This is a genomic window from Anaeromyxobacter sp. PSR-1 (genome assembly GCF_000964525.1).
In the GTDB taxonomy this organism is placed as follows: Bacteria; Myxococcota; Myxococcia; order Myxococcales; family Anaeromyxobacteraceae; genus Anaeromyxobacter.
This window is the reverse complement of sequence record NZ_BAZG01000049.1, coordinates 1-25,357: the sequence shown is the minus strand read 5'-3', so window position 1 is coordinate 25,357 and position 25,357 is coordinate 1. Positions and strand designations below refer to the sequence as shown.

Sequence of the window (25,357 nt, the reverse complement as noted above, 5' to 3'; positions counted from 1 at the left end):
GCCGCGCGGGGGCCCGTGACCTCGCGCGCCCGCGTTCGCGGGCTCGCGCGAGGTCCCCGCGGGCGCGCCTGGCGGCGCGCGGTCAGCGACCGCGACCGGCTGCTTCGGGGCTGCGCCCTGCAGCGCGCTCACCGGCGCCCCGCCGGCCTACGCCACCCCGCGCGCCTTGCGGTCGCCCACCAGGGCGCGGCAGGCCGCGGCGATCGCGTCGGCGTCGATGCCCACCCAGGCGCGCTGCCTCGACTGCTCGGCGTGGGTGATGAACTCGTCGGGGATGCCGAGGCGCCGCACCCCCAGCCCGGCCTCGAGCAGGCCGCGGCGCTCGAACGCCTCCAGGCACGCGGTGCCGAAGCCGCCGGCGAGGCACCCCTCCTCCACCGTGACCACCCGCTTCGCGCGGGCCGCCTCGGCGCAGACCAGCTCCTCGTCGAGCGGCTTCACGAAGCGCGGGTCGATCACCGTGGCCGCGACGCCCTCGGCGGCGAGCGCCTCGGCCGCCGCGAGCGCGGCCTTCAGCGTGGTGCCGGCCGCGACCACGCAGACGTCGGGCTTGCCCGGCACGTTCCGCACCAGCCGCCCCTTCCCGATCTCGAGGACGCGCGCGGGCTCGAGCGCCACCCCCTCGCCGGCGCCGCGCGGGTAGCGGAGGGCCGCCGGGCCGTCGTGCTGCAGCGAGGTGTGCAGCATGTGGCGCAGCTCGTTCTCGTCCGAGGGCGCCATGAGCACCAGCCCCGGGACGCAGCGCAGGTAGGCGAGGTCGAACGCGCCCTGGTGCGTCTTGCCGTCGGCGCCGACCAGGCCGCCGCGGTCGAGCGCGAACGTCACCGGCAGCTTCTGGAGCGCCACGTCGTGGATGATCTGGTCGTAGGCGCGCTGCAGGAACGTCGAGTAGATGGCCACCACCGGCCGGATCCCCTCGCAGGCGAGGCCCGCCGCGAAGGTGACCGCGTGCTGCTCGGCGATGCCCACGTCGTAGGTGCGGTCCGGGAAGCGCTGCTTCGCCTTGATGAGCCCGGTGCCCTCCAGCATGGCCGCGGTGATGGCCACGACGCGCGGGTCGTGCTCCATCTCCTCGCAGAGCGCCTCGGCGAACAGGTCGGTGTAGGCCTTCGCCCCGGGCGACTTCTTCACCGGCTTCCCGGTGGCGACGTCGAAGAAGGACAGGCCGTGGCCGCGGGTGGCCTTGTCCGACTCGGCCGGGTGGTAGCCCTTGCCCTTGGTGGTGATGGCGTGCAGCAGCACCGGGCCGTCGAACACGGCGAGCTTCTGGAACGTCTCCACCAGCCCCTTCACGTCGTGGCCGTCCACCGGGCCGACGTAGTGGAAGCCGAGCCCCTCGAACAGGATGCCGGGGGTGACGAGCGCCTTGGTGGCGTTGATGCCGTGGCGGATGATCCCGATCGCCTCCGGGCCCTTGGGCACGCTCTCCAGGAACTCCTTCACCTGGCGGCGCCAGCGGTTGTACGTGCGCGAGGCGAACTTCTTCGAGAACCACTCCGAGAGCGCGCCCACGTTGGGCGAGATCGACATCTCGTTGTCGTTCAGCACCACCAGCAGGTTGCGCCCGAGGTAGCCGGCCTGGTTCAGGCCCTCGAACGCCACGCCGCCGGTCATGGCGCCGTCGCCCACCACCGCCACCACCTTGCCCGGCTCGCCGGTGACGCGCTTCGCCTCGATCATGCCGAGCGCGGCGCTGATGGCGGTGGACGCGTGCCCCACGCCGAACGCGTCGTGCGCCGACTCGTGCCGCTCGGGGAAGCCCGCCAGGCCGCCCTCGGTCCGGATGGTGCGGAACGCCTCGCGCCGGCCGGTGAGCAGCTTGTGCGCGTAGGCCTGGTGGCCCACGTCCCAGACCAGCTTGTCCTGCGGCGACGCGAAGACGTGGTGCAGCGCGACGTTGATCTCCACCGCGCCGAGCGACGAGCCGAGGTGGCCGCCGTTCCGGGCGCAGGTCTGGATGATCTGCTCGCGGATCTCCTGGCAGAGCGCGGGGAGCTGCTCGACCGGAACCTTCTTCAGGTCGGCGGGCGAGTCGATCGTGTCCAGCAGGCGGCCCATGGGGTCTCCTCTCCTTCCATCACTTCTTGCGGGCGAGGACGAACCGCGCCAGCGCGCGGAGCGCCTCGCCGCGCGGCCCGAGCGGCTCGAGCGCCGCGAGCGCCTCGGCGAGCAGCGCCTCGGCGCGGCGGCGGGCCTCCTCCACCCCGACCACCGCGTGCAGCGTGGACTTCCCGGCGGCGGCGTCCTTGCCGGCGCGCTTGCCCAGCGTGGCCGCGTCGGCGGTGAGGTCGAGCAGGTCGTCGGCGATCTGGAACGCGAGCCCGAGCTTCAGGCCCACGGGGTAGACCGCCTCGGCGGAGGCGCCGGCGCAGCGCGCGCCGCCCGCGACGGCGACCGCGAGCAGGGCGCCGGTCTTGGTGCGCATCAGCTCCATGACCTCGGCCTCGCCCAGGCGGGCGTGCTCGCCGGCCATGTCGCGGGCCTGCCCCTCCACCATGAGCTGCGCGTTCTCGGCGAGCAGCCGGGCGAGCGGCGCCGCGGCGGGGTCGGGCGAGGCGAGGAGGTGCGCGAACGCGAGCGACTGCAGCCCGTCCCCCACCAGCACCGCGGTGGCCTCGTCGAACGCCCGGTGCACGGTGGGCCGGCCGCGGCGCAGGTCGTCGTCGTCCATGGCCGGCAGGTCGTCGTGGACGAGCGAGTAGGTGTGGATGGCCTCGAGCGCCACCGCGAAGCGCATGGCCAGCGAGCCGTCGGACGCGTCGCCGCCGTGGGCCTCGCAGGCGGCGAGCACCAGCGCCGGCCGCATGCGCTTGCCGCCGCCGAGCAGCGCGTACCGCATCGCCTCCACCAGCCGCCGCGGGCCGCCCGGCGCGCGCGCGTCGGCGAGCGCGGCCAGGCGCGGCTCGACGCGCTCCGCCACGCTGCGCAGGTACGCCTCGATCGGGAAGGGGGTCGTCAAGGTGACGGACCTTTTAGCACAAGCGGCGCGGCCGGATCGCCCGCCGGCGTCGCTGGCCGGGGGCGCGGCGGGGGGCCTAGGCCGGGGTCGGAACCGCGCCGGCGCGCTGGTCGAGGATCTCGCGGATCCGGGCGACCAGCCGGTCCATGTCGAGGGGCTTCGGGAAGTAGTCCACCGCCCCGGCCTCGATGCCGGCGCGCTCGTCGTCGGCGCTCTTGCGCGCCGAGATGAAGATCACCGGGATGTCCCCGAAGGTCGGGTTCTTCTTGATGGCGCGGCACAGCTCGAACCCGTCGATCCACGACATCATCACGTCGAGCAGGATCACGTCCGGCCGGTCCACGTGCATGGCGGAGATGAGCCGCAGGCCGTTCGCCGCCTGGCCCACGTCGAACCCCTCCAGCTCCAGCGCGAGCGTCAGCATCTCGCGCGTGTCGCGGTCGTCGTCGACGATGATGACCTTCGGCTTGCGCATGCGTGGCTCGGCCGTCATCGCCTCACGGGCCCCGGCCGCCCTCCGGCTCGAACGGAACCGCCTCGTCGTCCCCGTCCGCGCCGCGCACCAGCAGCTCCACCCGGCGCTCGGCGTCGTCCAGCTTCCGCGACGCCTCCTTCGCCAGCCGTACACCCTCCGCGAACCGCTCGATGGACTGCTCCAGCGTGAGCTGCCCGGACTCCAGGTCGCCGACGACGCGCTCCAGGCGCGCCACCAGCGCATCGTAAGGCTCCGCGGCGCCCGCCGCCTCGGTCTCCGCTCGACCCTCGCTCGCCTCGCTCACGCTTCCTCCGCGATTTCCTTACTTAACGACGCCGCAAAGGGGGGTCAACGGCCTCCCCGCCGTGGCCGGGCCGTTCGGGTTCCCCCGCGGGCGCCGCCCGGCCCGGCAATGGGTCCTCTCCTGCATCCCGGCCGGTGATGCGAGCATCGAGCCAGCCCTCCGCGAGGGCAAGCCGCACCGCGTCTCCCACCTGCGCGTCGGCGCTGCGCAGGAGCAGGTGCCCGTCGCGCAGGGCGAGCGCGAAGCCGCGCGCCAGCAGCTTCGCGACGTTGGCCGGCTCGAGCCGCGCCCCCAGCCGCTCGAGCCGCATCGCCTCCCGGCGGAAGTAGGCCGCCTGCCAGCCCCCCAGGCGGCGCGTCGCCGACTCCATCCGTGCCCGGAGCGCGCGCACCCGTGCCCGCGGCTCGAGCCGGGCCAGGCGGGCGCGCAGGGCGTCCAGGGCGGCCCGCTCGCGGCGCCGCGGACCGCGCACCGCCGCCTCGGCCCGGTGGGCGAGGTCGTCGAGCCGGTGGCGCTCGCGCGAGAGCAGGTGCTTCGGGTCGGCCAGCTCGGCCCGGAGCGCGCGCAGCGTGCGGCGCCGCCCCTCCACCGCGCCGGCCTCCGCCCGCACCAGCCGCGCGCGGAGCGCGGCCACCCGCTCGAGCAGCTCGTCCCGCACCGGCACCACCAGCTGCGCGGCGTGGGTCGGGGTGGCGGCGCGCACGTCGGCGACGAGGTCGGCAACGGTGACGTCCACCTCGTGCCCGACGGCCGAGATCACCGGCACCGGGCAGGCGGCGATGGCGCGCGCCAGCCGCTCGTCGTTGAACGCCCAGAGGTCCTCCTGCGAGCCGCCGCCGCGCGTCACCACCACGACGTCCACCCCGGCGCGGCAGAGCGCGCGCACCGCGGAGATCACGGTCGCGGCCGCGCCCTCGCCCTGCACGCGGCAGGGCGCGATCAGCACCGGCGCCGAGGGGAAGCGGGCGTGGAGCACGCGCAGGAGGTCGCGGAGGGCCGCGCCGGTCGGGCTGGTGGCCACGCCGACGCGCGCCGGGAGGAACGGCAGCGGGCGCTTGCGGTCCGGATCGAGCAGCCCCTCGGCCTGGAGCCGCTCCTTGAGCTGCTGGAGCTGGAGCGCCTGCGCCCCGGCCCCGCGCGGCTCCAGCTCCTGCACCACGAGCTGGTACTTGCCGTGCGGCGGGTAGATCTCGACGAAGCCGCGGGCCAGGACCTCCAGGCCCTCGGCGGGCGCGAAGGCCAGCCGGCGCGCCTGCGAGGCCCACATCACCGCGCCGATCACCGCGTCGTCGTCCTTCAGCGAGAAGTAGACGTGGCCGCTCGCCTGCCGGCGCAGGTTCGCCACCTCGCCCGCCACCCACACGTCGCGGAAGCGCGGCTCGACCGCGATCTTCAGCGCGCGGGTCAGCTCCCGGACGGTGTACGGGCGCGGCAGGGCCCGCTCCACCGCGGCGCGCTCGCGCTCGGCGGCGCGGGCCTGCTCGGCGTCGGAACGCTCCGCGCTCACGCGCTCGGCGTCGGAACGCTCCGCGCTGACGCGCTCGGCGTGGGCGCGCTCGGCCGCGGCCCGCTCCGCGGCGCGGGCGAACAGGTCGCCGGTGGCGCCGGCGCCGGGTGGCTTCGGCCGGCTCACCGCGCCCGCCCCGCCCGCCGCAGCGGCCGCACCCCCGCGCGCGCCTCCACCAGCCGCTGCAGCAGCGCGTCCACGTCCTCCTGCGTGCGCAGGCACCAGGGCGCGAGCGTGCGCCCGCGGCCCACGTGCACGCCGAACACGAGCGGCTCGCCCACCGCGAACGCATCCTCGTCGGTGACGTCGTCGCCCGCGTAGAGCGCCGCGTCGCAGCCGAGGCGCGCGAGCAGCGCGCGGACCGCGTCGCCCTTCGACGGGAAATCGTGCGGGAGCACGTTCAGCACCTTCTTGCCGGGGATGAGCCGGGTGCCGGCGAGCTGGTTGGCGGCCTCGTACACGGCCTGCTCGGAGCGGCGCCACGCCCGCCCCAGCCCGTAGTGGATCGCGAGCGTGGAGCGCTTGTCCTCGAAGTGGACGCCCGGCACCCCGTCCAGCGCCGCCTCGAGCTGCCGCCGCCAGCCGCGCACGGTCCGCAGCACGCGGGCCGGGACCGGGACCGGGTGCCCGAGCTCGAAGCCGTGGTTGCCCACCACCGTCGGGACCACGTCGCCCACGAACCGGTGGGTGTCGCGCCAGGCGCGCCCCGAGACCACCGCCACCGGATACAGCCTGGCCAGCCGCGCCAGGAGCGCGCGGGTGGAGGGGCGCATGTGGGCGCCGGAGGGATCCTTGACGATCGGGGCGAGGACGCCGTCGTAGTCGAAGGCGAGCAGGACCGGGCGGCGCGCCCCCTCTCCCAGGAAGCGGTCGAGCGCGGCGCGATGGCGGGGGTGGAGGAGATCCTTCATGGCGCGGGGCCGCCGAGTCTAGCATCCCGGCGCGCCGGCCCGCGCGGTGCGCCCGGAGATCTTCGTCCGGCCGGGGAAGGCACGTACAATCGGCGCGTGCCACGCATCCTGGTCGCCGAGGGACACCCGGCCACGCGCGAGTTCGTCGCCCGGAGCCTCGCGGACGCCGGCCTGGAGGCGGTCGCCCCCGAGGACCCCCAGCAGGTGTTCGAGCTGTACGCCGCGCAGCGGGCGGACGCGGTCGTGCTCGCGGCGGACCTCGCCGCGGGACCGGCCGGCCCGCTGGCGCAGCAGCTCCGCGCCGCCGATCCCCGCGCGCTGCTGGTGATCGCGGACAAGGAGCACCTGGGCAAGGCGCGCGGGCTCGCCGCGGTGCTCCCCCTGAAGCCGAACGCCTACGTGGCCGATCCCACGCGCCGCGAGCTGGTGGACAAGGTCCAGCAGCTCGTGGCGCAGGCCGCCGCCGCCGCGCGCGCCCGGCTGCGGGGCGCGGCGCTGGTGCTGTCGCGGGCGCCCGCCGCGCGCGGCGAGGTGCGGCCGGGCGTGGTGGCCCGGCTGCTGCACCAGATCTGGCGCTCGGCGGCGGAGGGGGTGCTGGTGCTGGAGCAGCCGGCCGGGCCGGCGCAGCGGATCTTCTTCCAGCGCGGGGCGCCGGTGGCGCTCCAGTCCGACGACCCCGCCGACGCGCTGCTGCGCTGGCTGCGCGAGGCCGGGCGGATCGACGCGGCCGCGCAGCGCGCGGCGGTGGAGGGGATGGCGAGCGGGCTCAGCCCCGGCGCCGCGCTGGTGGCGGCGGGCGTGCTCGAGCCCGGCGAGCCGCTCTCGGCGGCGCTGCGCGCGCACCTGGAGGCGCTGGCGGCGCGGGCGGTCGGCGCGCGCGAGGGCCGGTGGCGCTTCCACGCCGGCGGCGAGTTCGCCGGGGAGGTCCACGCCACGCCGGTGCTCCCGCTGCGCGCCATCCTCGAGGGCGCCCGCGGCGGCATCCCGGCGCGGCACTTCTCCGAGGCGCTGCGCGCGGTCACCGACGCGTACCCGGTCCGGACCGGTGACTTCCAGCAGATCCTCCCCGCGGCCGGCCTCTCCAGCGGCGACCTGCGCCTGGCGGTCTCCATCGACGGCCGGACCCGCATGCGCGACTGGCTGGAGGCCCGGCGCACCGAGCTGCGCGACGCGCTCACGCTGCTGTGGTTCCTGTCGATGGTGGGCGCGGTGGCGTTCCACGAGGCGCCGGAGGCCGGCGACGCCGTGTACGGCAACGCGCCCGCCCCGCCCCGCCGCCGCCCCCTGCCCGCCGACCGCGCCGAGGCGGTGCGCCAGGCGGCGCTGCAGATCCTGCCCGGCAGCTACTTCCGCGCGCTCGGGGTGGACATCTCCGCCGGGCCCGCGGAGATCGAGGCCGCCTACCGCGAGGTCGCCGGCCGCTTCCACCCCGACGCGTTCGCGCAGTTCGAGGTGGGCGATCTCGAGGACCTGCTCGCCGCGGTGCAGGACAAGGTGACCGCCGCGTACAAGGTGCTGTCCACCCCCGAGAAGCGCGAGGCGTACCTGTCGTTCCTGATGCTGCGCTACGAGCTGTCCGGCGTGCGCCGCCCCGGGATCGACGTGGCGGCGGAGATCGCGCTGAAGCGCGGCGAGCGCGCGCTGCGCGCGCGGCGCATCTCCGACGCGCTGGCCGCGTTCCGCGAGGCGGTGGAGCGGAACCCGCGGGAGCCCGAGTACCTGGCCATGCTCGGCTTCGCGGCGCTGCACGATCCCGCGCTCCCCCCCGGCGAGCGGGCGCAGGAGGCGCGCCGCCAGGCGAGGAAGGCGCTCTCGCTCGCCCCCGACGGCGGCCGCGCCGCCGCGGTGCTGGCGCTCGCCGAGGCCGCGCTGGGCGAGGTGGCGGAGGCGCGCCGGGTGACGCTCGCCGCGCTGAAGGCGCAGCCCGACCGCGAGCTGCTGAAGCAGGTGCTGCACCGGCTGAACGCGGCGTGAGCGGGCCGGGAGGCCGCACGTCGGTCTCACGGCGACCGCGCGCGCCGCGGGACAGGTCGCCGTCGAGCCAGTCCACGGAGCTGGGCTTCGCGCCAGGCTCCACCGCTCGCAGTTCGACAGGCTCACTGCGAGCGGACTCTGAATGACCCGCGGCCTCGACCCGGCTGGGCACAGGCGCATGAAATGAAACGACGCGCCCGGGTTCCGACGAGGCGGCGTCGGGCGAGTCGGCCGCCGGAACCGCCGGAGCCACAGCGGCCCGGAGTGGAACCACCTCCGGAACCGGCGCCCCTACGCCGCCACCGTCCGCGACGCCTTCTCGCCCTCGTGCACCACGCCGGCGAGCGCGGCGATGAAGTCGGGGCGGACCCCGAGGGCGGGCACGCGCAGGTAGAGCGCGGCGCCGGCCTTCTCGGCGGCCTCCTTCGCCAGGATGTCCATGTCGTAGAGCGTCTCGAGGTGCTCCGAGACGAACGCGATGGGCACGGCGACGATGGCGAGGTCCTTCGCGCTGGCCTCGAGGTACTTCACCGTGTCGGGGCCGAGCCACTTCGCCGGGCCGACGCGGCTCTGGTAGGTGAGCTGCCAGTCGGCGGCGCCGGCGCGGCGCGCGGTCTCGCGGGCGGAGTGCTCGACGTACTTCGGATACGGGTCGCCCTTGCGCACCTGGCTCATGGGCAGGCCGTGCGCGCTGAACACCACCCGCGTGCGGCCGCGCAGCGCGGCGGGGACGCGCTCCAGCGTCTCGCGCAGCGCGGCGGCCGAGGCGTCCAGGTAGCCCTCGTGGTCGTGCCAGGTGCAGACCTCGGCGAGCGGGCGATCCTTCGGCCAGAGCCGGCGCAGCTCCAGCAGCGAGCTGAGCGTGGTGGCGTTCGCGTACTGCGGGTACAGCGGCAGCGCCACCGCGCGGGTGGCCCCCGCGGCGAGCGCGTCGCGGACGCCCTCCTCGGTGTTGGGGTGCCCGCAGCGCATGGCGAGGTGGCACGAGTACCCGGGGCCGAGCGCGGCCTGGAGCGCGCGCGCCTGCGCCTCGGTGCCCTCCACCAGCGGCGACTTGCCGCCGATGAGCTGGTACTTCTCCGCCGACGACGGCGCGCGCGTGCGCGAGATGAGCTTCGCGATGGGCTTGCGGAACGGGCCGAACGGCGCCGTGATCACCAGCGGGTCGGAGAACAGCTCGTAGAGGTACGGCTCGACCTCCGCGAGGTTCCTCGGCCCGCCGAGGTTCATGAGGAAGACGGCGGTGTGGCTCATGCGGCTCCCCGGCGGCGGCGCGTCGGCGCCCGCGGCTACACCGTGCGCGAGAACTGCTTCTTGCCGCCTTCCTTCTTGAGGTAGGCGTCGAACAGCATGGCCACGTTGCGGACCAGGAGCTGCCCGAGCGGCGTCACCTTCAGCACGTCGCCGTCGAACGTGACGAGCCCGTCGTCCTCCAGCTCCTTCACGCCCGCGCGCAGGTCGGCCTCGATGGCCGCCCGGCCCTCCGGCCCGAACTTCTCCGCGATCTCGCGGAGGTCGAGGCGGAGCAGGCACATGACGCGGTTGATGGTGAACCGCCGCATCACGTCGTCCGCGGACATGGAGGCGCCGCGGTCCACCGGGATCACCCCGGCGTCGACCTTCGCCTCCCAGTCCTTCAGCTTGTGCGCGTTCTGCGCGTACGCGCCGCCGATGTCCGAGATCGAGGTCATCCCGAACGCCACGGTGTCGTCGGCCGGGCGGACCGTGTAGCCCTGGAAGTTGCGGTACAGGTACCCGCCGCTCTGGGCCACCGCCAGCTCGTCCGACTCCAGCGCGAAGTGGTCGAGCCCGATGAGCCGGTACCCGGCGCCGGTGAACGCCTCCACCGCCGACAGGAACAGCTCGACGCGCTGCTCGGTCTTCGGCAGCGCCTCCTGCGGCAGCAGGCGCTGGTGCGGCTTCGACCACGGCACGTAGGCGAAGCCGAACACCGCCATGCGGTCCGGGTGGATGGCGAGGATGCGCTCGAGCGTCTTCTTCCAGGTGTCCGGCGTCTGGTAGGGCAGCCCGTAGATGAGGTCGAGGTTGACGCCCTTGAAGCCGTTGTCGCGCGCGGCCTGCACCAGGTCGGCGGTCTCCTTCTCGCCCTGGATGCGCCCGACCACCTCCTGCACCCGCGCGTCGAAGTCCTGCACGCCCATCGAGATGCGGTTGAACCCGAGCTTCGCCAGCACCTCGATCTGCGAGCGGGTGGTGATGGCCGGGTCGATCTCGATCGCCTTCTCGGCGTCGGACGTGAAGGTGAAGTGGCGCGCCAGGATGTCGTGGCAGCGCACCAGCTGCTTCTCGTCGAGGAACGTCGGCGTGCCGCCGCCCCAGTGGAGCTGCGAGGCCGCGCGCCGGTCGGGCAGCTTCGCCGCCACCAGCGCGACCTCCTTCTCGAGCACGTCGAGGTAGGCGTCGGCGCGCGTGCGGTCGTGCGTCGCCACCACGTTGCAGCCGCAGAAGCGGCACATCTCCCGGCAGAACGGGAGGTGCACGTAGATGGAGAGCGGGCCGCCCTGCTGGTTCGCGCGCGCCAGGTGCTCGACGTACTGCGCCGGCCCGAACGCCTCGGTCCACTCCGGCGCCGTCGGGTAGCTGGTGTAGCGCGGCCCGGGCCGGTCGTACTTCTTGATGAGCTGCGTGGACGGGATCTGGATCACGCCGATCGCCTCACTTCCACCCGAAGGCGTGGACCGCGTCCACCACCGCCTTCACGTTCTCGGTCGGGGTCCCCACCTGGATCCCGTGGCCGAGGTTGAAGATGTAACCGGGGGTCGGCCCGGCCGCCCGGAGCAGCTGCTGGGCCCGGGCCACCGCCACCTCGCGCGGCCCGAGGAGCAGCGTCGAGTCGTAGTTGCCCTGCACCGCCACGCCCGGCAGCCGGGCGCGCGCCTCGTCGATGGGGATGCGCCAGTCCACCGAGATGACGTCGTAGCCGAGCTTCGCCATCCGCTCGAGGTGCGCGGTGGTGCCGGTGGAGAACAGGATCGACGGCACGCCGGTCTTCCGCACCGCCTCGGCGATGCGGGCGAGGTACGGGAAGCTGAACTCCTCGAGGTCCTCGCGGGCCAGCTCGCCCAGCCAGCTCTCGAAGATCTGGGCCGCCTGCGCGCCGGCCGCCACCTGCTCCTCGATCTGCACGATCGCGGCCTGGGTGAGCTTCTCGAACAGCGCGTGCGCGGTCGCCGGCTCGGCGTACAGCATGGTCTTCAGCCGGGTGAAGCCCTGGCTCCCGCCCTCGACGGCGTAGCTCGCCACCGTGAACGGCCCGCCCACGAAGCCGATGAGCGGCACGCGGTCGGCGAGCGCCGTGCGGATGGCGCGCACGCCGTCGAGCACGTACTGCAGGTCCTTCTTCGGGACCGGCACGCGCAGCGCGTCCACGTCGGCGCGGGTGCGCACCGGGTTGCCGATCTTCGGCCCGCCGTCGCCCTTGCCCTTCTCGCCCTTCTCGAACGAGAGGTCGAGGCCCATGGCCGGCAGGTGGACCAGGATGTCGGAGAACAGGATGGCGGCGTCGAAGCCGAACTCGTCGATGGGCGCGACCGTCACCTGGGCGATGAGCTCCGGCGAGCGGCACAGCTCGAGGAAGCTCACCTTCTGGCGGATGGCGCGGTAGGACGGCTGGTAGCGGCCGGCCTGGCGCATCATCCAGACGGGAACGCGGTCGACGGGCTCACGACGGCACGCGGCGAGGAATGGGTGGGTCATGGGGGCCGCCATCTTAGTCCAGGTCCCCTCGAAACACACACCGTTCGGGTCCATGTTCCCGTGACCCGCCGGCGGGCCCTCCCCGCCCCCGGCGCCCGGGGACCGGGGGCGGCCGGCCGTGCGGGCGGCCGGGTCAGGACGCCAGCGCCGCGACCGCGGCCGCGGCGGTGATCCCGGCCACCCGGACCGTCTTCCGCCGACCGGTCTCGCCGCGGAGGAGCACCACGTCGGCCCGCCGGACCCCCAGCGCCACGGCCAGGAACTCCACCAGCGCGGCGTTCGCCGCCCCGTCCACCGGGGGCGCCGCGAGCTGGATCTTGAGCCGGCCGTCGTGCTCGCCCACGGCGCGGGTGCGGGAGGCGCGCGGCTGGACCAGCAGCTCCAGCACCGCCGCGCCGCCCTCGTCGCGCGCCCAGGCCATCAGCGCAGCCCGAGCAGCACGATCTTCGCCTTGTCGGCGAGCTCGACCATGCGCGGGAGGTCCATCACCAGCGTGGCCCCCGCCTCGACCGCGAGCAGGCGGCCGCGCGCCTCGCGCAGCGACACCACCGTGTCCGGGCCGACCGCGGGCAGGTCGAAGCGGCGGTCCTGGTTCGGCTTCACCGCCTTCGCCACCACGAACCCGCCGGACTTCGCCAGCTCGCCGCCGCGGCGGATGCAGGCGTCGGTGCCCTCCAGCGCCTCGACCGCCAGCGCCACCCGGTCCTTCACCACCACGGTCTGGCCGAGGTCGAGCCGGCCGATGCCGCGCGCCAGCTCCAGCCCGTAGCGCGCGTCCTCCAGCTCCTCCGGCGTCGGCTGGTGCCGCCCCAGCACGCCCTCCGGGGCGAGCCGGTCGGCGAGGAACGGGGTCGGGTCGGTGATGGCGACGCCCTCCTCCTCGAGGAAGCGCGCCATGGCCCGCAGCAGGTTGTCGTCGGAGCGGACCGCCACGCGCGCCAGCACCCGCACGCCGGTGGCGTCGAGCATGGCGTCGGCGAAGAAGCGCTTCTTGGTGATGGAGCCGAGCATCACGCACTGGCTCGCCCCGCCGGCGCGCAGCCCCTCCAGCAGGTGGCCGATCTGCCCCAGCTTCACCCAGGTGATCGCGTCCACCTGCTTCGCCAGCTCGGGGTCGGTCTCGGACTTGTGCGCGACCGCCACCACGCGGTGGCCGGCACGGCGCGCGCTCTCCGCGAACAGGAGGGGGAACCGCCCGCCGCCGGCGATGAGGCCGATGGTCGCCACCGCTACCTCGTGATGCCGCGCTGCGAGCCCTTCAGGAAGGCGATGAAGTGGTCGGTCTCGGGGTGGCCGGCCAGCTCCGCGTCGAGCTGCGCGATCGCCTCGGCCAGGCCGAGGCTCGAGCGGAACACGATCTTGTACGCCTGCTTCACGCGGCCGATCTGCTCCTCGGTCATCCCCGCGCGCTGCATGCCGATGGTGTTCAGGCCGGCCAGCTCGCCGCGCGCGCCCGCCACCGTGCAGTACGGCGCCACGTCCATGGCGACGCCGGTCATGCCGCCCACGAACGCGAGCCGCCCGACGCGGCAGAACTGGTGCGAGGCGGACAGCCCGCCGAAGTGCACGTGGTCCTCGATGAGCACGTGGCCGGCGATGGCGACCGAGTTCGCGATGATGGCGCCGTCGCCCACGTTGCAGTCGTGGCCGATGTGGCTGCTCGCCATGAACAGGCCGCCCGAGCCGATGCGGGTCACCCCGCCGCCGCCGGCGGTCCCGAGGTTCACGGTGGCGAACTCGCGGAACGTGTTGCGGTCGCCGATGACGAGCGCGGTGTCCTCGCCCCGGTACTTCAGGTCCTGCGGGATGCCGCCGATGACCGCGTGCGGGAAGATCCGGTTCGACGCGCCCAGCGTGGTCCGGCCGGTGACGACCGCGTGCGGGCCGACCGAGTTGCCGGGGCCCATGCGCACCATCGGGCCGATCACGGCGTAGGGGCCGATGTCGCAGGACGGATCGACCTGCGCGCCGGCCTCGACGATGGCGGTGGGGTGGATGGCCATGATGACGCCCGTGCTCCTCGGTGCTCTGCTACTGCTCGCGGTCGGCGAGCATCGCCATGAACTCGGCCTCGGCGACCACCTGGCCGTCGACCCGCGCGACGCCGCGCTGCTTCCACACGGCGCCCTTGTGCTTCGTGACCTCGACCTCGAGCTCGAGCCGGTCGCCCGGCACCACCGGGCGGCGGAAGCGCGCCCCGTCGATGCCCATGAGGTAGGTGATCTTGTCGTTCACCTCCTCGGGCTTCATCGACATGGTGGCGAGCAGCGCGGCGGCCTGGGCCAGCGCCTCCAGGATGAGCACGCCCGGCATCACCGGCTGCGCCGGGAAGTGGCCCTGGAAGAACGGCTCGTTCATGGTGACGCCCTTCAGCGCCACCACCCGCCTGTTCGGCTCGAACTCGACCACCCGGTCGACCAGCAGGAACGGCGGCCGGTGCGGCAGCAGCTTCTGGATGCCGACCACGTCCAGGATGGGTTTGCGCTCCGCGGTCTCGCTCATGGCTCGTCCTCGCCGGCGTCGGCGCGCAGCCGCTCCACCTCGCGGCGCAGCTGGCGCAGCTCCTTGCGCATGTCGGCGAGGTGCTCGAGCGCCGCCACGCTCTTCAGCCACTCCGCGTGCGGGCGGGCCGGCGAGCCGGAGACCGCCGCGCCCGGCTCGAGGTCGCTCGACACGCCGGACTGGGCGCCGATCTTCGCGCCGTCGCCGATGTGGAGGTGGCCCACGATGCCGACCTGGCCGGCCGCCACCACGCCCATGCCGAGCTTGGTGGAGCCGGCGATGCCCACCTGCGAGACGAGCAGGCAGAGCGGGCCGACCTCGACGTTGTGGGCGATCTGCACCAGGTTGTCGACCTTGGCGCCGCGGCCGATGCGCGTGGTGCCGAGGGTGGCGCGGTCCACGCAGGTGTTCGCGCCCAGCTCCACGTCGTCCTCGACGACCACGTTCCCGACCTGCGGGACCTTGTAGTGGCGCGGGCCCTTGCCCTCGCCCTCCGGGTCGAACGCGAACCCGAAGCCGTCGGAGCCGATCACGCAGCCCGGCTGCAGGATGACGCGGTTGCCGACGGCGCAGCGCTCGCGCACCACCACGTTGTGGTACAGCACGCAGTCCTCGCCCACCCGCGCCCCGTCGGCCACGTGCACGCCCGGGAACAGGATGGTCCGGGCGCCCACCTGCGCGTCCGGCCCCACGCACGCGAGCGGCATCACCTGCGCGCTCGGGTGGACCCGGGCGGTCGGGTGGATCACCGCGGTCGGCGCCACCTCCGGCACCGCCTCGCGCGGCGGGTGGAACAGCGTCGAGATCTTCGCGAAGGCGAGGTAGGCGTTCGCGACGCGCAGCACCGCGCGGCCGGCCGGGACCTGCTCGTCCGGCTCGACCACCACCGCGCCGGCGCGCGAGGCCTCGAAGGCCTTGCGGTACTTGCGGTTCGAGAAGAAGGAGACCTCCGCCGCGGTGGCCTCCTCGAGCGGCGCGATGCCCTCGAGCCGCAGCTTCCCGTCGCCCTCCGCCTCGCCGCCGACGCGGGCGGCGAGCTCCGCGAGCGTGTAGGACGCCACGGCCGCGCCTACTTCTTCCCGGCGGCCGGCTTGGCCGGCTCGGCCTTCTTCGCCTGCCCGCCGGCCTTGCTCCCGGCGCCGAAGCGGGCGTTGTACTTGCGGACCAGCTCGTTGGTGAGGTCGAGCGACTGCGGCGCGTAGACGATGCCCGCGTCGTTGCGCTCGAAGACCATGGTGAACCCGTCCGCCTCGGCGATCTCGCGGATGACGCCGGTCATCTTGTCCACGATGCCGCGCATCACCTCGCCCTCGCGCTGCGACAGGTCCTTCTGCAGCTGCACGAACAGCTGCTGCAGCTCCATCGCCTTCCGGTCGAGCTCGGCGGCCTTGTCCTTCTTCGCCTGGTCGGCCATGACCACGGCCTGCTTGTCGAAGTCGGTCTTGAGCTTGTCGAACTCGGCCTTCTTCTGGTCGATGACCTTCTGCTTCTCGTCGAAGTCCTTCTTCAGCACGGCGGTGGCGGACTTGCCCTCGTCCACCTCGCGGATGGCGCGCTGCAGGTCCACGAAGCCGAACTTGGCCTCGGCGCGGGCGGCGGTGGCGGAGAGGAGGAGGGCCAGCAGGGAGAGGCGAGCGAGAGTGCGCATGGCGGGTCCTTCGGTGGATCAGAAGAAGTTGCCGATGGTGAACTGGAAGTCGAGCGCCTGATCGACGTATTCGCCGGTCAGCTTGTCCTTGCGGCGATTCAGCGGGATGCCCCACTCGAACCGGAGCGGGCCGATGGGGCTGAACCACCGGAAGCCGAACCCGACGGACTTGTAGAGCGACAGCGGGACGTCGGGATCGGAGAACTTGCCGCGGGCGAACGCGTTGCCCATGTCGCTGAACAGCACCCCGCGCACGCCCACCTTCTCGACGATGGGGAACTCGAGCTCGAGGTTCAGGACGAGCTGCTTGTCGCCGCCGACCGCCAGCGGGTAGAGCGCGGACGACGGGTTGCGCGAGCGGCCCACGTCCTCCGCCGGCGCGATGGAGAGGTAGCGGTAGCCGCGCAGCGAGTTGATGCCGCCGACGTAGTACAGCTCGGAGATGGGCACCTGGTGCGAGGCGTCCCAGTTGCGGATGTAGCCGAGCGTCAGCTTGGCGCGGGCGATGAGGCCGAGGAACACCGGCCGGTACCAGCGCGCGTCGAGCGCGTACCGGGTGAACAGGTTCACGTTCTGGCCGAACGCCCACTGCGGCGCCATGAACGGCGGGGCGGCCTCGGCGCTGGTGGAGACGAACCAGCCGCGCGACGGGAACAGGCGGTTGTCGCGCTTGTCCCACTGCAGCGAGAGGCGCAGCGCGCTGGTGGTGCCGGACTTGAACTGGTTCGCGTAGAGCAGGCCGGAGTCGGAGGCCGACACCGACACGTACTCGTTCGTGTAGGTGGCGAACAGGCGCAGGTCGTCGAGCTTCCGCGCGAACGACCACCACGGGTAGAGGCCGGAGAGCTCGTAGCCCCAGGTCATCGAGCCGCCGATGGCCCGCCGGGTGAACGTGGTGTAGTAGCCCTCGGTCGCGTACAGGTCGAAGGCGAACGTCCAGCGCGTGTCGAGGAAGTACGGCTCGACGAACTGGATCTGCCCGAGCTGGCGGATCGACGACCACTGCACCTGCAGCGAGAGCGTCTGGCCCCAGCCGAAGAAGTTGTTCTGCGAGATCTGGCCGGTGAGGATGAAGTTCTCGTAGGACGAGAAGCCGGCGCCGACCTGGAAGGTGCCGGTGGCCTTCTCCTTCACCTCCACCGTGGCGACGATGGTGTCGTCCTTGCTGCCCTTCTTGGTGGTGATCTCGACCGTCTCGAAGAAGCCCAGCGCGGTGATGCGCTGCTTCGACGCCTTGATCCCGGTGCCGCTGTAGAGCTCGCCCTCGTAGATCCGCAGCTCGCGGCGGATCACCTTGTCGCGCGTCTTGTCGTTGCCGATGATCTCGATGCGCTCGAAGTGGACCTTCGGGCCGGGCTGCACCTCGAAGTTGATGTCCACGATGCGGCGCTTCGGGTCGGTGTTCGTCAGCGGGGTGACGTTCGCGTAGGCGTACCCCATGTCCTTGTAGAGGTCGCCGATGGCGAAGATGTCGGCGCCCACCTTGGAGCGCATGAACAGGTCGCCGGTCTTGGTGCGGACCATGCGCTTCAGCACCGGCTCGCGGTCGAGGAGCTGCCCGCTGAACTCGACCTTGCCGATGTCGTACTTCTCGCCCTCCTCCACCGGGATGGTGATGAAGAGGAACCGGCGGTCCGGCGAGAGCGCGACGGACGGCTTCCCCACCTTCACCGTCACGTAGCCCTTGTCCATGTAGACGGCCTGGACGGACTGGAGGTCGTGCTGGAACGCCTCCTCCTTGTACGTGCCGGTGGAGTTCAGGAACGACAGGAGGTTGCCCTCCTGCGTCTGCATGAACGGGGTGATGTCGTCCTTCGGGACGTGGTCGTTCCCGAGGAAGCGGATCTCCTTCACCTGGACCTTGGCCTTCTCGTCCACGGTGTAGATCACGTCCGCCTGGTTGTCGGGGAGGTCCACGACCTTCCAGGTCACGTCGGCGAGGTAGTACCCCTTCTCGACGTACTTCTCCTGGATCTTCTTCACGTCCTTGCGGACGACGGCCAGGTCGAGCACCGCGTAGGGCTTCAGCTCGACGGTGTCCTTGAGGTCGTCCTTGGAGAGCGCCTCGTTCCCGACGATCTTCGCCTCGTGGACGGTGGGCCGCTCCACCACCTTGTAGACGAGGACGGGCGACGCCTCCGGCCCCTCCAGCTCGGCGGTCGCGTCCGAGAACAGGCCCAGGCGCATGATGCCGCGCAGGTCCTGGTCCACCTTCTTGGGGTCGAGCGGCTCGCCCTTCTTGCTGGAGATGGTCGCGCGGATCGCGTCCACCTCGACGCGCCGGTTGCCCTCGATGCGGACGTCGGACAGCACGGCGTCGGCGCCGCGCGCGAGCGCGGGCGCAGCGGCCAGGAGCAGCGCCGCGAGCAGGACGGGGACGCTGAGCAGGTGGCGCGTCACGGAGCCGCGGAATCTAAACCGGCCCCTGGAAAACCTCAAACACTCTTGCGCCGTGGCCTGCCCCGTCGCCGGGCGACGCGGGGCGGGGGTCGCGGGGCGCGTCAAGCGAGCCGTCCCTGGACCAGGCGGAGGCGGCGCGGCAGCGCCGCGGCGAGCCGCTCGTTGTGCGTCACCACCACCGCGGTGATTCCCATCCGGACGTTCAGGTCTGCGAGCAAGGCGTGGATCCCCTCGGCGGTCTGCGGGTCGAGGTTGCCGGTCGGCTCGTCGGCGAGCAGGAGCTTCGGCTGGAGGCACAGCGCGCGGGCCAGGGCGACGCGCTGCTGCTCGCCCCCGGACAGCTCGCCGGGCCGGTGCTCCATCCGCTCGCCCAGGCCGACCGTCTCCAGCATCTCGGCGGCGCGGCGGCGGGCCTCGCCGCGGGCCACCCGCCGGATGAGCGCCGGCATCATGGCGTTCTCCAGCGCGGTGAACTCGGGCAGCAGGTGGTGGCTCTGGAACACGAAGCCGATGGTCTGGTTCCGGAACGCGGCCAGGCCGTCCTCGCCGCGCCCGAACACGTCCTCGCCCTCGAACAGGACCCGCCCGCGGGTGGGCACGTCGAGGGCGCCCAGCAGGTGCAGGAAGGTGCTCTTGCCGGCGCCGGACGGGCCGGTGAGCGCCACCAGCTCGCCCGCGGCGATCTCCAGGTCGATCCCGCGGAGCACCTCCAGGCGCTTCTCGCCCATGAGGTAGGTCTTCCCCAGGCCCTCGATGCGGATGAGCGGCGCGGCCTGCATCACTCGTCCCGCAGCCCGTCCACCGGGTGGAGGCGGGCCGCCTTGGTGGCGGGGTAGATGGTGGCGAGGTACGAGAGCGCGAGCGCGGCCAGCCCAACCAGCGTGAACTGCGCGCCGTCGAGCAGCACCGGCAGGTTGGAGATGTAGTACACGCCCGGGTCGAGCGGGATGCCGACCTTGTCGATGAGGAGGCAGGTGCCGAGGCCGAGCAGCAGGCCGAAGACCGTGCCCACCGCCCCGATCACCACGCCCTCCACCACGAAGATCTTCATGACGCTGGGCACCCCGGCGCCCATCGACTTCAGCACCGCGATCTCGCGCCGCTTCTCCAGCACCTGCATGATGAGCGTGGCGACGATGATGAAGCTCGCCACCAGCACGATGAAGCCGAGGATCACCGCCATCACCACCTTCTCCATCTGCAGCGCGGAGAAGAGGCTGCGGTTCAGCTCGCCCCAGTCCTTGGCGCGGTAGGGCCAGCCACCCAGCGCGAACACCACCCGGCCCATCACCGAGCGCGCCGCGTCGGCGTCGCGCACCTTCACCTCGAGCCCGGTGACCGTCTCGACCCCGAAGAACCGCTGCGCCTCGGCGAGCGAGATGTACGCGAACTTGGAGTCGTACTCGTACATGCCGCTGTAGAACACCGCCGCCACGCGGAACGGCCGGCTCTTCGGCTGCGGCCCGCCCGGGCCCAGGTCGCCGAACGGCGACACCAGGTTCACCTGGTCGCCCACGAAGACCCGGAGCGCGTGCGCCAGCTCGCGCCCGATCACGATGCCGGGCAGCGGGCGGCCGGGGCGCGGCCGCTCCGGCGCCGCGCTCCCGGGGTCGCCGCCGTCGCGGGGCAGCGGGATCTCCGCCGGCGCGTCCAGCCACTCCAGCCGGCCGTCCTGCACGCTCGCGGGCAGGTCGGTGACCGACCCGATGGTCTTCACGTCGATGCCCTTCAGGATGGCGCCGGTCAGGTTCTGGCCGGTGGAGAGCATCACCTCGTTGTAGAGGAACGGCGTGGCCGCCTCGACGCCGCGCACCCCGAGCACCGTCTCGCGGATGCGGCGCCAGTCGCCGAAGTCGTCCTGGCCGTAGCTCAGCACCATGCCGTGCGCGGTGTGGCCCAGGATCTTCTTCTTCAGGTCGGCCTCGAAGCCGCTCATCACCGAGAGCACCACGGTGAGCGCCCACACCCCGATGGCGACGCCGCCGATCGAGATGAGCGTCATGAGCAGCGTGGCCGGCATGCGCGGGCGGTGGAACAGCTCGCCGCGGCGGTAGGCGCGCCGCTCCCGCGCGTCGCGGACCAGCGACCAGGCCAGCGCGAGCAGCAGGCCCGGGAGCAGCCCGGTCACCACCACCGCGAACAGCGCCGCGAGCGCCTTCGGCGAGAGCTTCAGGTGGCTGCGCGCCACGAACAGCTCGTAGGAGAGCGAGGCGTCCACCCGGCCGGCGCCGGCCAGCAGGTACGCGAGGCTCGCCCCCGCGAACACCGCCACCGCCGAGAGCAGGCCGGCCCCGAGCAGCCCGAGCACCACCACCAGCGTGCCCTGGGCCTCGAGCGCCTGGATCGCGCCCACCGCGCCGCGGACGCCGGGGGGCAGCACGCCCACCAGCACCGCGACCACCGCGGTCCACAGCAGCGTGGCGGCGGAGAGCTCGTAGAACGCGAGGCGCCGCCCCACCCGCGCGGCCGCCGCGCCGAACGCGCCGCCGAGCGCGGCGCCGGCGAGCGCGGCCAGGCCGCTCGCGAGCGGCGTGGGCAGGCCGAGCCGGTCGCCGAAGAACGCGTGGGCCACGGGGGCGAGCGCGGCGGCGCCGAACACGCCGACCAGCACCAGCGCGAACGCGGCGAAGGAGAAGACCGGCGGCACGGGGTGCGCGGCGCCGTCGTGGGAGGCGCCGGGCGCCGGCGCCGGACGGGGGCCGGGCTCGGAGCCGGGCCGGTGCGGGACGGGATCGGACAAGGTCAGTCGCGGGACTTCAGCAGCGGGAACAGGATCACGTCGCGGATCGACGCGGAGTCGGTGAAGAGCATGGCCAGGCGGTCGATGCCGATCCCCTCGCCCGCGGTGGGCGGCATGCCGTGCTCCAGCGCGCGGACGAAGTCCTCGTCGTAGGGCATGGCCTCCTCGTCGCCGGCGGCCTTGGCGCGCATCTGCGCCTCGAAGCGCGCGCGCTGGTCGGCCGGGTCGTTCAGCTCGGAGAACGCGTTCGCGAGCTCCATCCCGGCGGCGAACAGCTCGAAGCGGTCCACCAGCCGCGGGTCGGCGTCGCGCCGGCGGGAGAGCGGGCTCGTCTCCAGCGGGAAGTCCACCACGAACGCGGGCCGGTCCGTGGGGAGCTGCGGCTCGCCGAAGATCTCGAACGCGAGCGCCACCGCCTCGCCCGGCGTCTTCTTCGCGGCCTGCTCCAGCTTCCAGGCGTCCTCGGAGTCGTTCTCCCGGGCGGCGGCGCGCGAGAGCGCCTCGGCCAGCCCGCGGCCGGCCAGCGCGTCGTCCGGCGCCAGCCCCAGCGCCCGCGCGCCCACCTCCAGCATGGACACGCGCGGGTACGGCGGGGTCAGGTCGATGGCCTGGCCCTGGAACGTCACCACCGGCCCGCCGGTCACCTCCACCGCGAGCTGGTGCATCAGCTCCTCGGTGAGGCGCATCAGGTCCTCGTGCGTGGCGTACGCCTGGTAGAACTCGATGGAGGTGAACTCCGGGTTGTGGCGCCGGTCGATCCCCTCGTTGCGCCAGATCCGGCCGATCTCGTAGACGCGGTCGAGGCCGCCCACCACCAGCCGCTTCAGGTGCAGCTCGGTGGCGATGCGGAGCTTCAGGTCGAGGTCGAGCGCGTTGTGGTGCGTCTCGAACGGCCGCGCCGCCGCCCCGCCCGCCTCCTCCGGCTTGTGCAGCGTGGGCGTCTCGACCTCGAGGTAGCCGCGCGCGTCCAGGAAGCGGCGGATGCCGGAGACGATGCGGGCGCGCTTCACGAACGCCTCGCGCACGCCCGGCGTGACCACCAGGTCCACGTAGCGCTGGCGGTACCGCTGCTCCACGTCGGTCAGGCCGTGCCACTTCTCCGGCAGCGGGCGCGTCGCCTTGGTGAGGATGGTGAACGACCGCGCCTCCAGCGTCAGCTCGCCGGTCTTGGTGCGGGTGGCCGGGCCCTCCGCGCCCACGATGTCGCCGATGTCGAGCAGCTTGAAGACCTCGAACGCCTGGTCTCCGACCCGGTCCTTCTTCACCCAGACCTGCAGCTCGGCGGAGCGGTCGCGGACGCGCAGGAACGCGGCCTTTCCGAAGGAGCGGACCGCGAGGACGCGACCGGCGAGCGACCAGTCGCCCGGGTCCTTCGCGATCTCCTCGGCGGGCTGGTCGCCGTAGCGGCGCAGCAGCTCGTCCGCGAGGTGGCGGGGCTGCCAGCCGTTTCCGAAGGGGTTCACGCCGAGGGCGCGGAGCGCCTCGGCCTTCTTCAGACGCTGCGCGATGATCTCGCGCTCGGTCGTTCCAAGTTCGTCGGCCATCGGGTGCGGAATCTCTCGGATCCTCGGAGGAATCTCCGGGGAGCTGCGTGCGGGGGAGGCTAGTCGGGTCGGCGCGGGGCGTCAACGCGGGATGCGCCCGGCCGCGGCCGCGCCGAGGGCGATCGCGACGACCGGCGGCCGACGGGCTCCGGCCGGCGCGCGACCGTCACCGCGGCGCGTACACCGTGTAGTCGATCTCGGGGAAGATGTTGTCCTTCTGCTCGACGTGGGCGAGCCACCCCTCGTCGATCCGGCCGGCGCGGAGCTGGTCGTGGAGCCGCGTGAAGCGGAGCACGTGCTCCTTGGTGCGCCGGATGGCGTAGTCCACCATGGTGCCGGTCTTCATGATGAAGGCCCAGTCGGACGACTGCGCCAGCAGGAGCTCGCGCGCCGCCTGCGAGAGCGCGCGGCGCTCCAGCTCGGTGGGCTGCTTGTGGTCGCGCGCCAGCGCGATCATCCGCTCGGCCGCCTTGTGCAGGTGGCGGTAGATCCAGTCGTTCGACCCGTCCAGCCACACGCCGGCGTAGCCGCCGGCGCCCCAGGAGCAGAGCGGCGGCGTGGCGAGCTGCTGCTCGGGGTTCTCGCGCAGGTAGTCGCCGGGCGTGGCCAGCCGGAAGACGCGCTGGTCGTAGGCGGTCTTCCGCACGAGGTAGTCGATGAACATCGGCCCCTCGTACCACCAGTGGCCGTACAGCTCCGCGTCGTAGGGCGACACGACGATGGGGCGAACGCCGCCCATCCGCGAGGCGAGGTGCTCGATCTGCCGCTCGCGGTTGAACATGAAGTTGCCGGCGTGCTGCGCGGCCCGCTCGCGCGCGCGGCCCGGGTCGTAGGGCTCCTTGTGCGCGGTCCGGCCGGTGATCCGGAAGTACTTGATGCCGACGTTCTTCCGCTGCCCGGTGGGCTGGATGTACGGCCGGACGTAGTCGAGGTCGAGGTCCCAGCCCACGTCCCGGTAGAACTCGCGGTAGTCGGGATCGCCCGGGTAGCCGGACTCGGCGCTCCACACCTGCATCGAGGACTCGGCGTCGCGTCCGAACGCGGCCGGGCCGGTGGGCGTGTAGACCGGCGCGTAGACGCCGTAGCGCGGGCGCGGCGTGGCGTCGGTGATGCCGTGGGTGTCCACGAAGAAGTAGCGGATGTTCTGCTCGGCCAGGTACGCGTCGAGGCCGGGGAAGTAGCCGCACTCCGGCAGCCAGATGCCGGCCGGATCCCGGCCGAAGTGGCGGCGGTGGTGCGCCACCGCGACCGCGAGCTGCGCGCGCACGGCCTCCGGGTACTCCTGCATGAGCGGCAAGAACCCGTGCGTCGCGCCGCAGGTGACGATCTCGAGCCGGCCCGCGTCCTCGAGGCGCTTGAAGGCGCCCACCAGGTCGCGGCGGTAGCGATCCCCGAACAGCCCCCGCAGCGCCCGGAACTCCTGCTGGTAGTGGAGCGCCAGGCCGTGGAACGTCGCGTCCTTGCGGGTGCGGTGGACCTCCTTGTCCGCGAGCTCGCACAGCTTGTCGAGCCGCCGCGCGTAGCGCGACATGAGCAGCTCGTCGCGGAGCATGGCGACGAGCGGCGGCGTCATCGTCATCGAGACGCGGAACGGCACGCCCTCGTCGGTGAGCCGGTCGAACGCCTGCAACAGCGGGAGGTAGGTCTCCGAGATGGCCTCGTAGAGCCAGTCCTCCTCCAGGAAGTCGTCGTACTCGGGGTGCCGCACGAACGGCAGGTGCGCGTGGAGCTGGAGCGCCACGTAGCCGCGCACGTCGGTCATCTACTTCTCCCTCGGCTCGACGGGCCGGCCCGGCGACGACGGCGCCGCGGTCGGGGACGACGGCCGCCCCCCCATCCCGCCCGCGCTCCCGCCCCACACCGGCGCGCTGCCGAAGCGCGACCAGTCGGACAGGCGCGCCAGCAGCGCGCGCACCTCGTCGGAGAACGGGCCGCCCGCGTGGCCCGGCCCGAGCAGGCGGCCGAGCGGCATGTCCCACGGGATGCGCACGAACCGGTCGTCCACCACGCCCGACGGGCCGATCGGCGGCAGGCCCACCGGGTTGGACGGACGGGCGAGCAGGCGCTCGGCGCCCCGCCGATCGACCACGTGGATCTCGGCGCGGTAGGCCCGCCCCGGCTCGAGGTCGTGCACGTAGTAGCCGCGCGACTCGAGCGCGAAGTCGATCACCCGGACGCGCTCCCAGCCCGCGCCGCTCCGCGCGAAGACCCACAGCTGCGAGCGCCCGTGCTCCAGCCCCTGGAACGCGGCGTCCAGCGTGTCGCCGGACCAGTCCCAGTAGAGGAAGAGCGTGTGCGGGTCGCGGGGGAGCGCGACGAACGCATCGTCGCCGTAGCCCCAGGGCAGCTCCCCAAGCCCCTCGTCGTACGCGGGCGCGCCGGAGGGCGTGCCCTCGCCCTCCTCGGCGGCGGCCTCCTCGTCCTCCGGCTCCGGCTCGACCAGCGGGTGCGGGGCGTCGCGGACGGCGTCCTCGCCGCGCACCCTCGCCACGAAGAAGCCCTCGGCGTCGGGGACGGCGGCGCGCTTGCGCGCCGTGACCTTCCGCCGCCCGGCGCGGACCCCGGCCNCGGCGCCACCGCCGCCCCGACCGCAGCGCCCGCCACGGCCGCCGCCGCGGTCGCAGCCTTGCCCGCCTTGCGCGCCCGGGCCGGGGCGGCGCCCGCCCTGGCGCCGAC

22 protein-coding genes are annotated in these 25,357 nt (G+C 73.4%); 1 reads left to right on the top strand and 21 read right to left on the bottom strand.

Annotated features, from left to right (window positions below; genetic code table 11):
• Positions 1–147: 147 nt before the first annotated feature.
• From dxs to otsB, 6 genes are all read right to left on the bottom strand, one after another.
• Positions 148–2,058: a 1-deoxy-D-xylulose-5-phosphate synthase gene (dxs, locus tag PSR1_RS10075; RefSeq protein WP_059437457.1), complete on the bottom strand. Its 1,911-nt coding sequence runs from the start codon at positions 2,056–2,058 to the stop codon at positions 148–150.
• A 19-nt stretch (positions 2,059–2,077) separates the two neighbouring features.
• Complete coding sequence (locus PSR1_RS10070; protein WP_059437456.1) at positions 2,078–2,959, bottom strand: polyprenyl synthetase family protein; 882 nt, start codon at positions 2,957–2,959, stop codon at positions 2,078–2,080.
• Positions 2,960–3,035: 76 nt separating this feature from the next.
• Positions 3,036–3,434: a response regulator transcription factor gene (locus PSR1_RS10065; RefSeq protein WP_012525214.1), complete on the bottom strand. Its 399-nt coding sequence runs from the start codon at positions 3,432–3,434 to the stop codon at positions 3,036–3,038.
• Positions 3,435–3,456: 22 nt separating this feature from the next.
• Positions 3,457–3,738 carry an exodeoxyribonuclease VII small subunit gene (xseB, locus tag PSR1_RS10060; protein ID WP_059437455.1) on the bottom strand — a complete coding sequence of 94 codons (282 nt, stop codon included), beginning with the start codon at positions 3,736–3,738 and terminating at the stop codon, positions 3,457–3,459.
• A 22-nt stretch (positions 3,739–3,760) separates the two neighbouring features.
• A complete protein-coding gene (xseA, locus tag PSR1_RS10055) occupies positions 3,761–5,371 on the bottom strand; it encodes an exodeoxyribonuclease VII large subunit (RefSeq protein WP_059437454.1) in 1,611 nt (536 codons plus the stop codon).
• The gene (gene otsB, locus PSR1_RS10050) at positions 5,368–6,156 is read right to left on the bottom strand and encodes a trehalose-phosphatase (protein ID WP_059437453.1); all 789 of its coding nucleotides are present in this window, start codon (positions 6,154–6,156) and stop codon (positions 5,368–5,370) included. Before otsB ends, xseA begins: the two co-directional genes overlap by 4 nt.
• Before the next feature lie 96 nt (positions 6,157–6,252).
• On the opposite strand from otsB, the gene PSR1_RS10045 reads away from it, so the two are divergent.
• A complete protein-coding gene (locus PSR1_RS10045; RefSeq protein ID WP_059437452.1) occupies positions 6,253–8,130 on the top strand; it encodes a DnaJ domain-containing protein in 1,878 nt (625 codons plus the stop codon).
• Between the two features lie 291 nt (positions 8,131–8,421).
• Here PSR1_RS10045 and hemH read toward each other — a convergent pair whose 3' ends face one another.
• The 15 genes from hemH to PSR1_RS09970 form a co-directional block, all read right to left on the bottom strand.
• Positions 8,422–9,384 (bottom strand): ferrochelatase, encoded by a 963-nt coding sequence (gene hemH / locus PSR1_RS10040; protein ID WP_059437451.1) that lies wholly within the window; start codon positions 9,382–9,384, stop codon positions 8,422–8,424.
• 35 nt (positions 9,385–9,419) lie between these two features.
• The gene (gene hemN, locus PSR1_RS10035) at positions 9,420–10,796 is read right to left on the bottom strand and encodes an oxygen-independent coproporphyrinogen III oxidase (protein WP_059437450.1); all 1,377 of its coding nucleotides are present in this window, start codon (positions 10,794–10,796) and stop codon (positions 9,420–9,422) included.
• Between the two features lie 10 nt (positions 10,797–10,806).
• Complete coding sequence (hemE, locus tag PSR1_RS10030) at positions 10,807–11,859, bottom strand: uroporphyrinogen decarboxylase (protein ID WP_059437449.1); 1,053 nt, start codon at positions 11,857–11,859, stop codon at positions 10,807–10,809.
• Positions 11,860–11,980: 121 nt separating this feature from the next.
• Positions 11,981–12,268 carry a DUF167 family protein gene (locus tag PSR1_RS10025; protein ID WP_059437448.1) on the bottom strand — a complete coding sequence of 96 codons (288 nt, stop codon included), beginning with the start codon at positions 12,266–12,268 and terminating at the stop codon, positions 11,981–11,983.
• Complete coding sequence (locus PSR1_RS10020) at positions 12,268–13,074, bottom strand: LpxI family protein (RefSeq protein ID WP_059437447.1); 807 nt, start codon at positions 13,072–13,074, stop codon at positions 12,268–12,270. The genes PSR1_RS10025 and PSR1_RS10020 overlap by 1 nt, the downstream gene beginning before the upstream one ends.
• 2 nt (positions 13,075–13,076) lie before the next feature.
• Positions 13,077–13,850, bottom strand: coding sequence for an acyl-ACP--UDP-N-acetylglucosamine O-acyltransferase (gene lpxA, locus PSR1_RS10015; RefSeq protein WP_059437446.1), 774 nt, complete (start codon positions 13,848–13,850; stop codon positions 13,077–13,079).
• 28 nt (positions 13,851–13,878) lie between these two features.
• On the bottom strand, positions 13,879–14,349 hold the full coding sequence (gene fabZ, locus PSR1_RS10010; RefSeq protein WP_059437445.1) for a 3-hydroxyacyl-ACP dehydratase FabZ: 471 nt from the start codon (positions 14,347–14,349) through the stop codon (positions 13,879–13,881).
• On the bottom strand, positions 14,346–15,410 hold the full coding sequence (lpxD, locus tag PSR1_RS10005; RefSeq protein WP_059437444.1) for a UDP-3-O-(3-hydroxymyristoyl)glucosamine N-acyltransferase: 1,065 nt from the start codon (positions 15,408–15,410) through the stop codon (positions 14,346–14,348). Before lpxD ends, fabZ begins: the two co-directional genes overlap by 4 nt.
• Positions 15,411–15,418: 8 nt before the next feature.
• A complete protein-coding gene (locus PSR1_RS10000) occupies positions 15,419–15,997 on the bottom strand; it encodes an OmpH family outer membrane protein (RefSeq protein WP_059437443.1) in 579 nt (192 codons plus the stop codon).
• An 18-nt stretch (positions 15,998–16,015) separates the two neighbouring features.
• A complete protein-coding gene (gene bamA / locus PSR1_RS09995; protein WP_059437442.1) occupies positions 16,016–18,397 on the bottom strand; it encodes an outer membrane protein assembly factor BamA in 2,382 nt (793 codons plus the stop codon).
• Between the two features lie 101 nt (positions 18,398–18,498).
• Positions 18,499–19,176, bottom strand: coding sequence for an ABC transporter ATP-binding protein (locus PSR1_RS09990; protein WP_059437441.1), 678 nt, complete (start codon positions 19,174–19,176; stop codon positions 18,499–18,501).
• Positions 19,176–21,137, bottom strand: coding sequence for an ABC transporter permease (locus tag PSR1_RS09985; protein ID WP_059437440.1), 1,962 nt, complete (start codon positions 21,135–21,137; stop codon positions 19,176–19,178). The genes PSR1_RS09990 and PSR1_RS09985 overlap by 1 nt, the downstream gene beginning before the upstream one ends.
• A gap of 2 nt (positions 21,138–21,139) precedes the next feature.
• Complete coding sequence (gene lysS / locus PSR1_RS09980; RefSeq protein ID WP_059437439.1) at positions 21,140–22,681, bottom strand: lysine--tRNA ligase; 1,542 nt, start codon at positions 22,679–22,681, stop codon at positions 21,140–21,142.
• Between the two features lie 166 nt (positions 22,682–22,847).
• On the bottom strand, positions 22,848–24,443 hold the full coding sequence (locus tag PSR1_RS09975; RefSeq protein ID WP_059437438.1) for a glycoside hydrolase family 57 protein: 1,596 nt from the start codon (positions 24,441–24,443) through the stop codon (positions 22,848–22,850).
• Positions 24,444–25,357 (bottom strand): DUF4912 domain-containing protein (locus tag PSR1_RS09970; RefSeq protein WP_237757900.1); only part of this gene is annotated, 914 nt, incomplete at its 5' end. It lies immediately after the preceding gene.

Coding starts and splice junctions, on each gene's coding strand:
- dxs (WP_059437457.1), bottom strand. CDS start 2,058: ATGGGCCGCCTGCTGGACACGATCGACTCGCCCGCCGACCTGAAGAAG.
- PSR1_RS10065 (WP_012525214.1), bottom strand. CDS start 3,434: ATGCGCAAGCCGAAGGTCATCATCGTCGACGACGACCGCGACACGCGC.
- otsB (WP_059437453.1), bottom strand. CDS start 6,156: ATGAAGGATCTCCTCCACCCCCGCCATCGCGCCGCGCTCGACCGCTTC.
- hemH (WP_059437451.1), bottom strand. CDS start 9,384: ATGAGCCACACCGCCGTCTTCCTCATGAACCTCGGCGGGCCGAGGAAC.
- hemE (WP_059437449.1), bottom strand. CDS start 11,859: ATGGCGGCCCCCATGACCCACCCATTCCTCGCCGCGTGCCGTCGTGAG.
- PSR1_RS10025 (WP_059437448.1), bottom strand. CDS start 12,268: ATGGCCTGGGCGCGCGACGAGGGCGGCGCGGCGGTGCTGGAGCTGCTG.
- lpxA (WP_059437446.1), bottom strand. CDS start 13,850: ATGGCCATCCACCCCACCGCCATCGTCGAGGCCGGCGCGCAGGTCGAT.
- fabZ (WP_059437445.1), bottom strand. CDS start 14,349: ATGAGCGAGACCGCGGAGCGCAAACCCATCCTGGACGTGGTCGGCATC.
- PSR1_RS10000 (WP_059437443.1), bottom strand. CDS start 15,997: ATGCGCACTCTCGCTCGCCTCTCCCTGCTGGCCCTCCTCCTCTCCGCC.
- PSR1_RS09990 (WP_059437441.1), bottom strand. CDS start 19,176: ATGCAGGCCGCGCCGCTCATCCGCATCGAGGGCCTGGGGAAGACCTAC.
- lysS (WP_059437439.1), bottom strand. CDS start 22,681: ATGGCCGACGAACTTGGAACGACCGAGCGCGAGATCATCGCGCAGCGT.
- PSR1_RS09975 (WP_059437438.1), bottom strand. CDS start 24,443: ATGACCGACGTGCGCGGCTACGTGGCGCTCCAGCTCCACGCGCACCTG.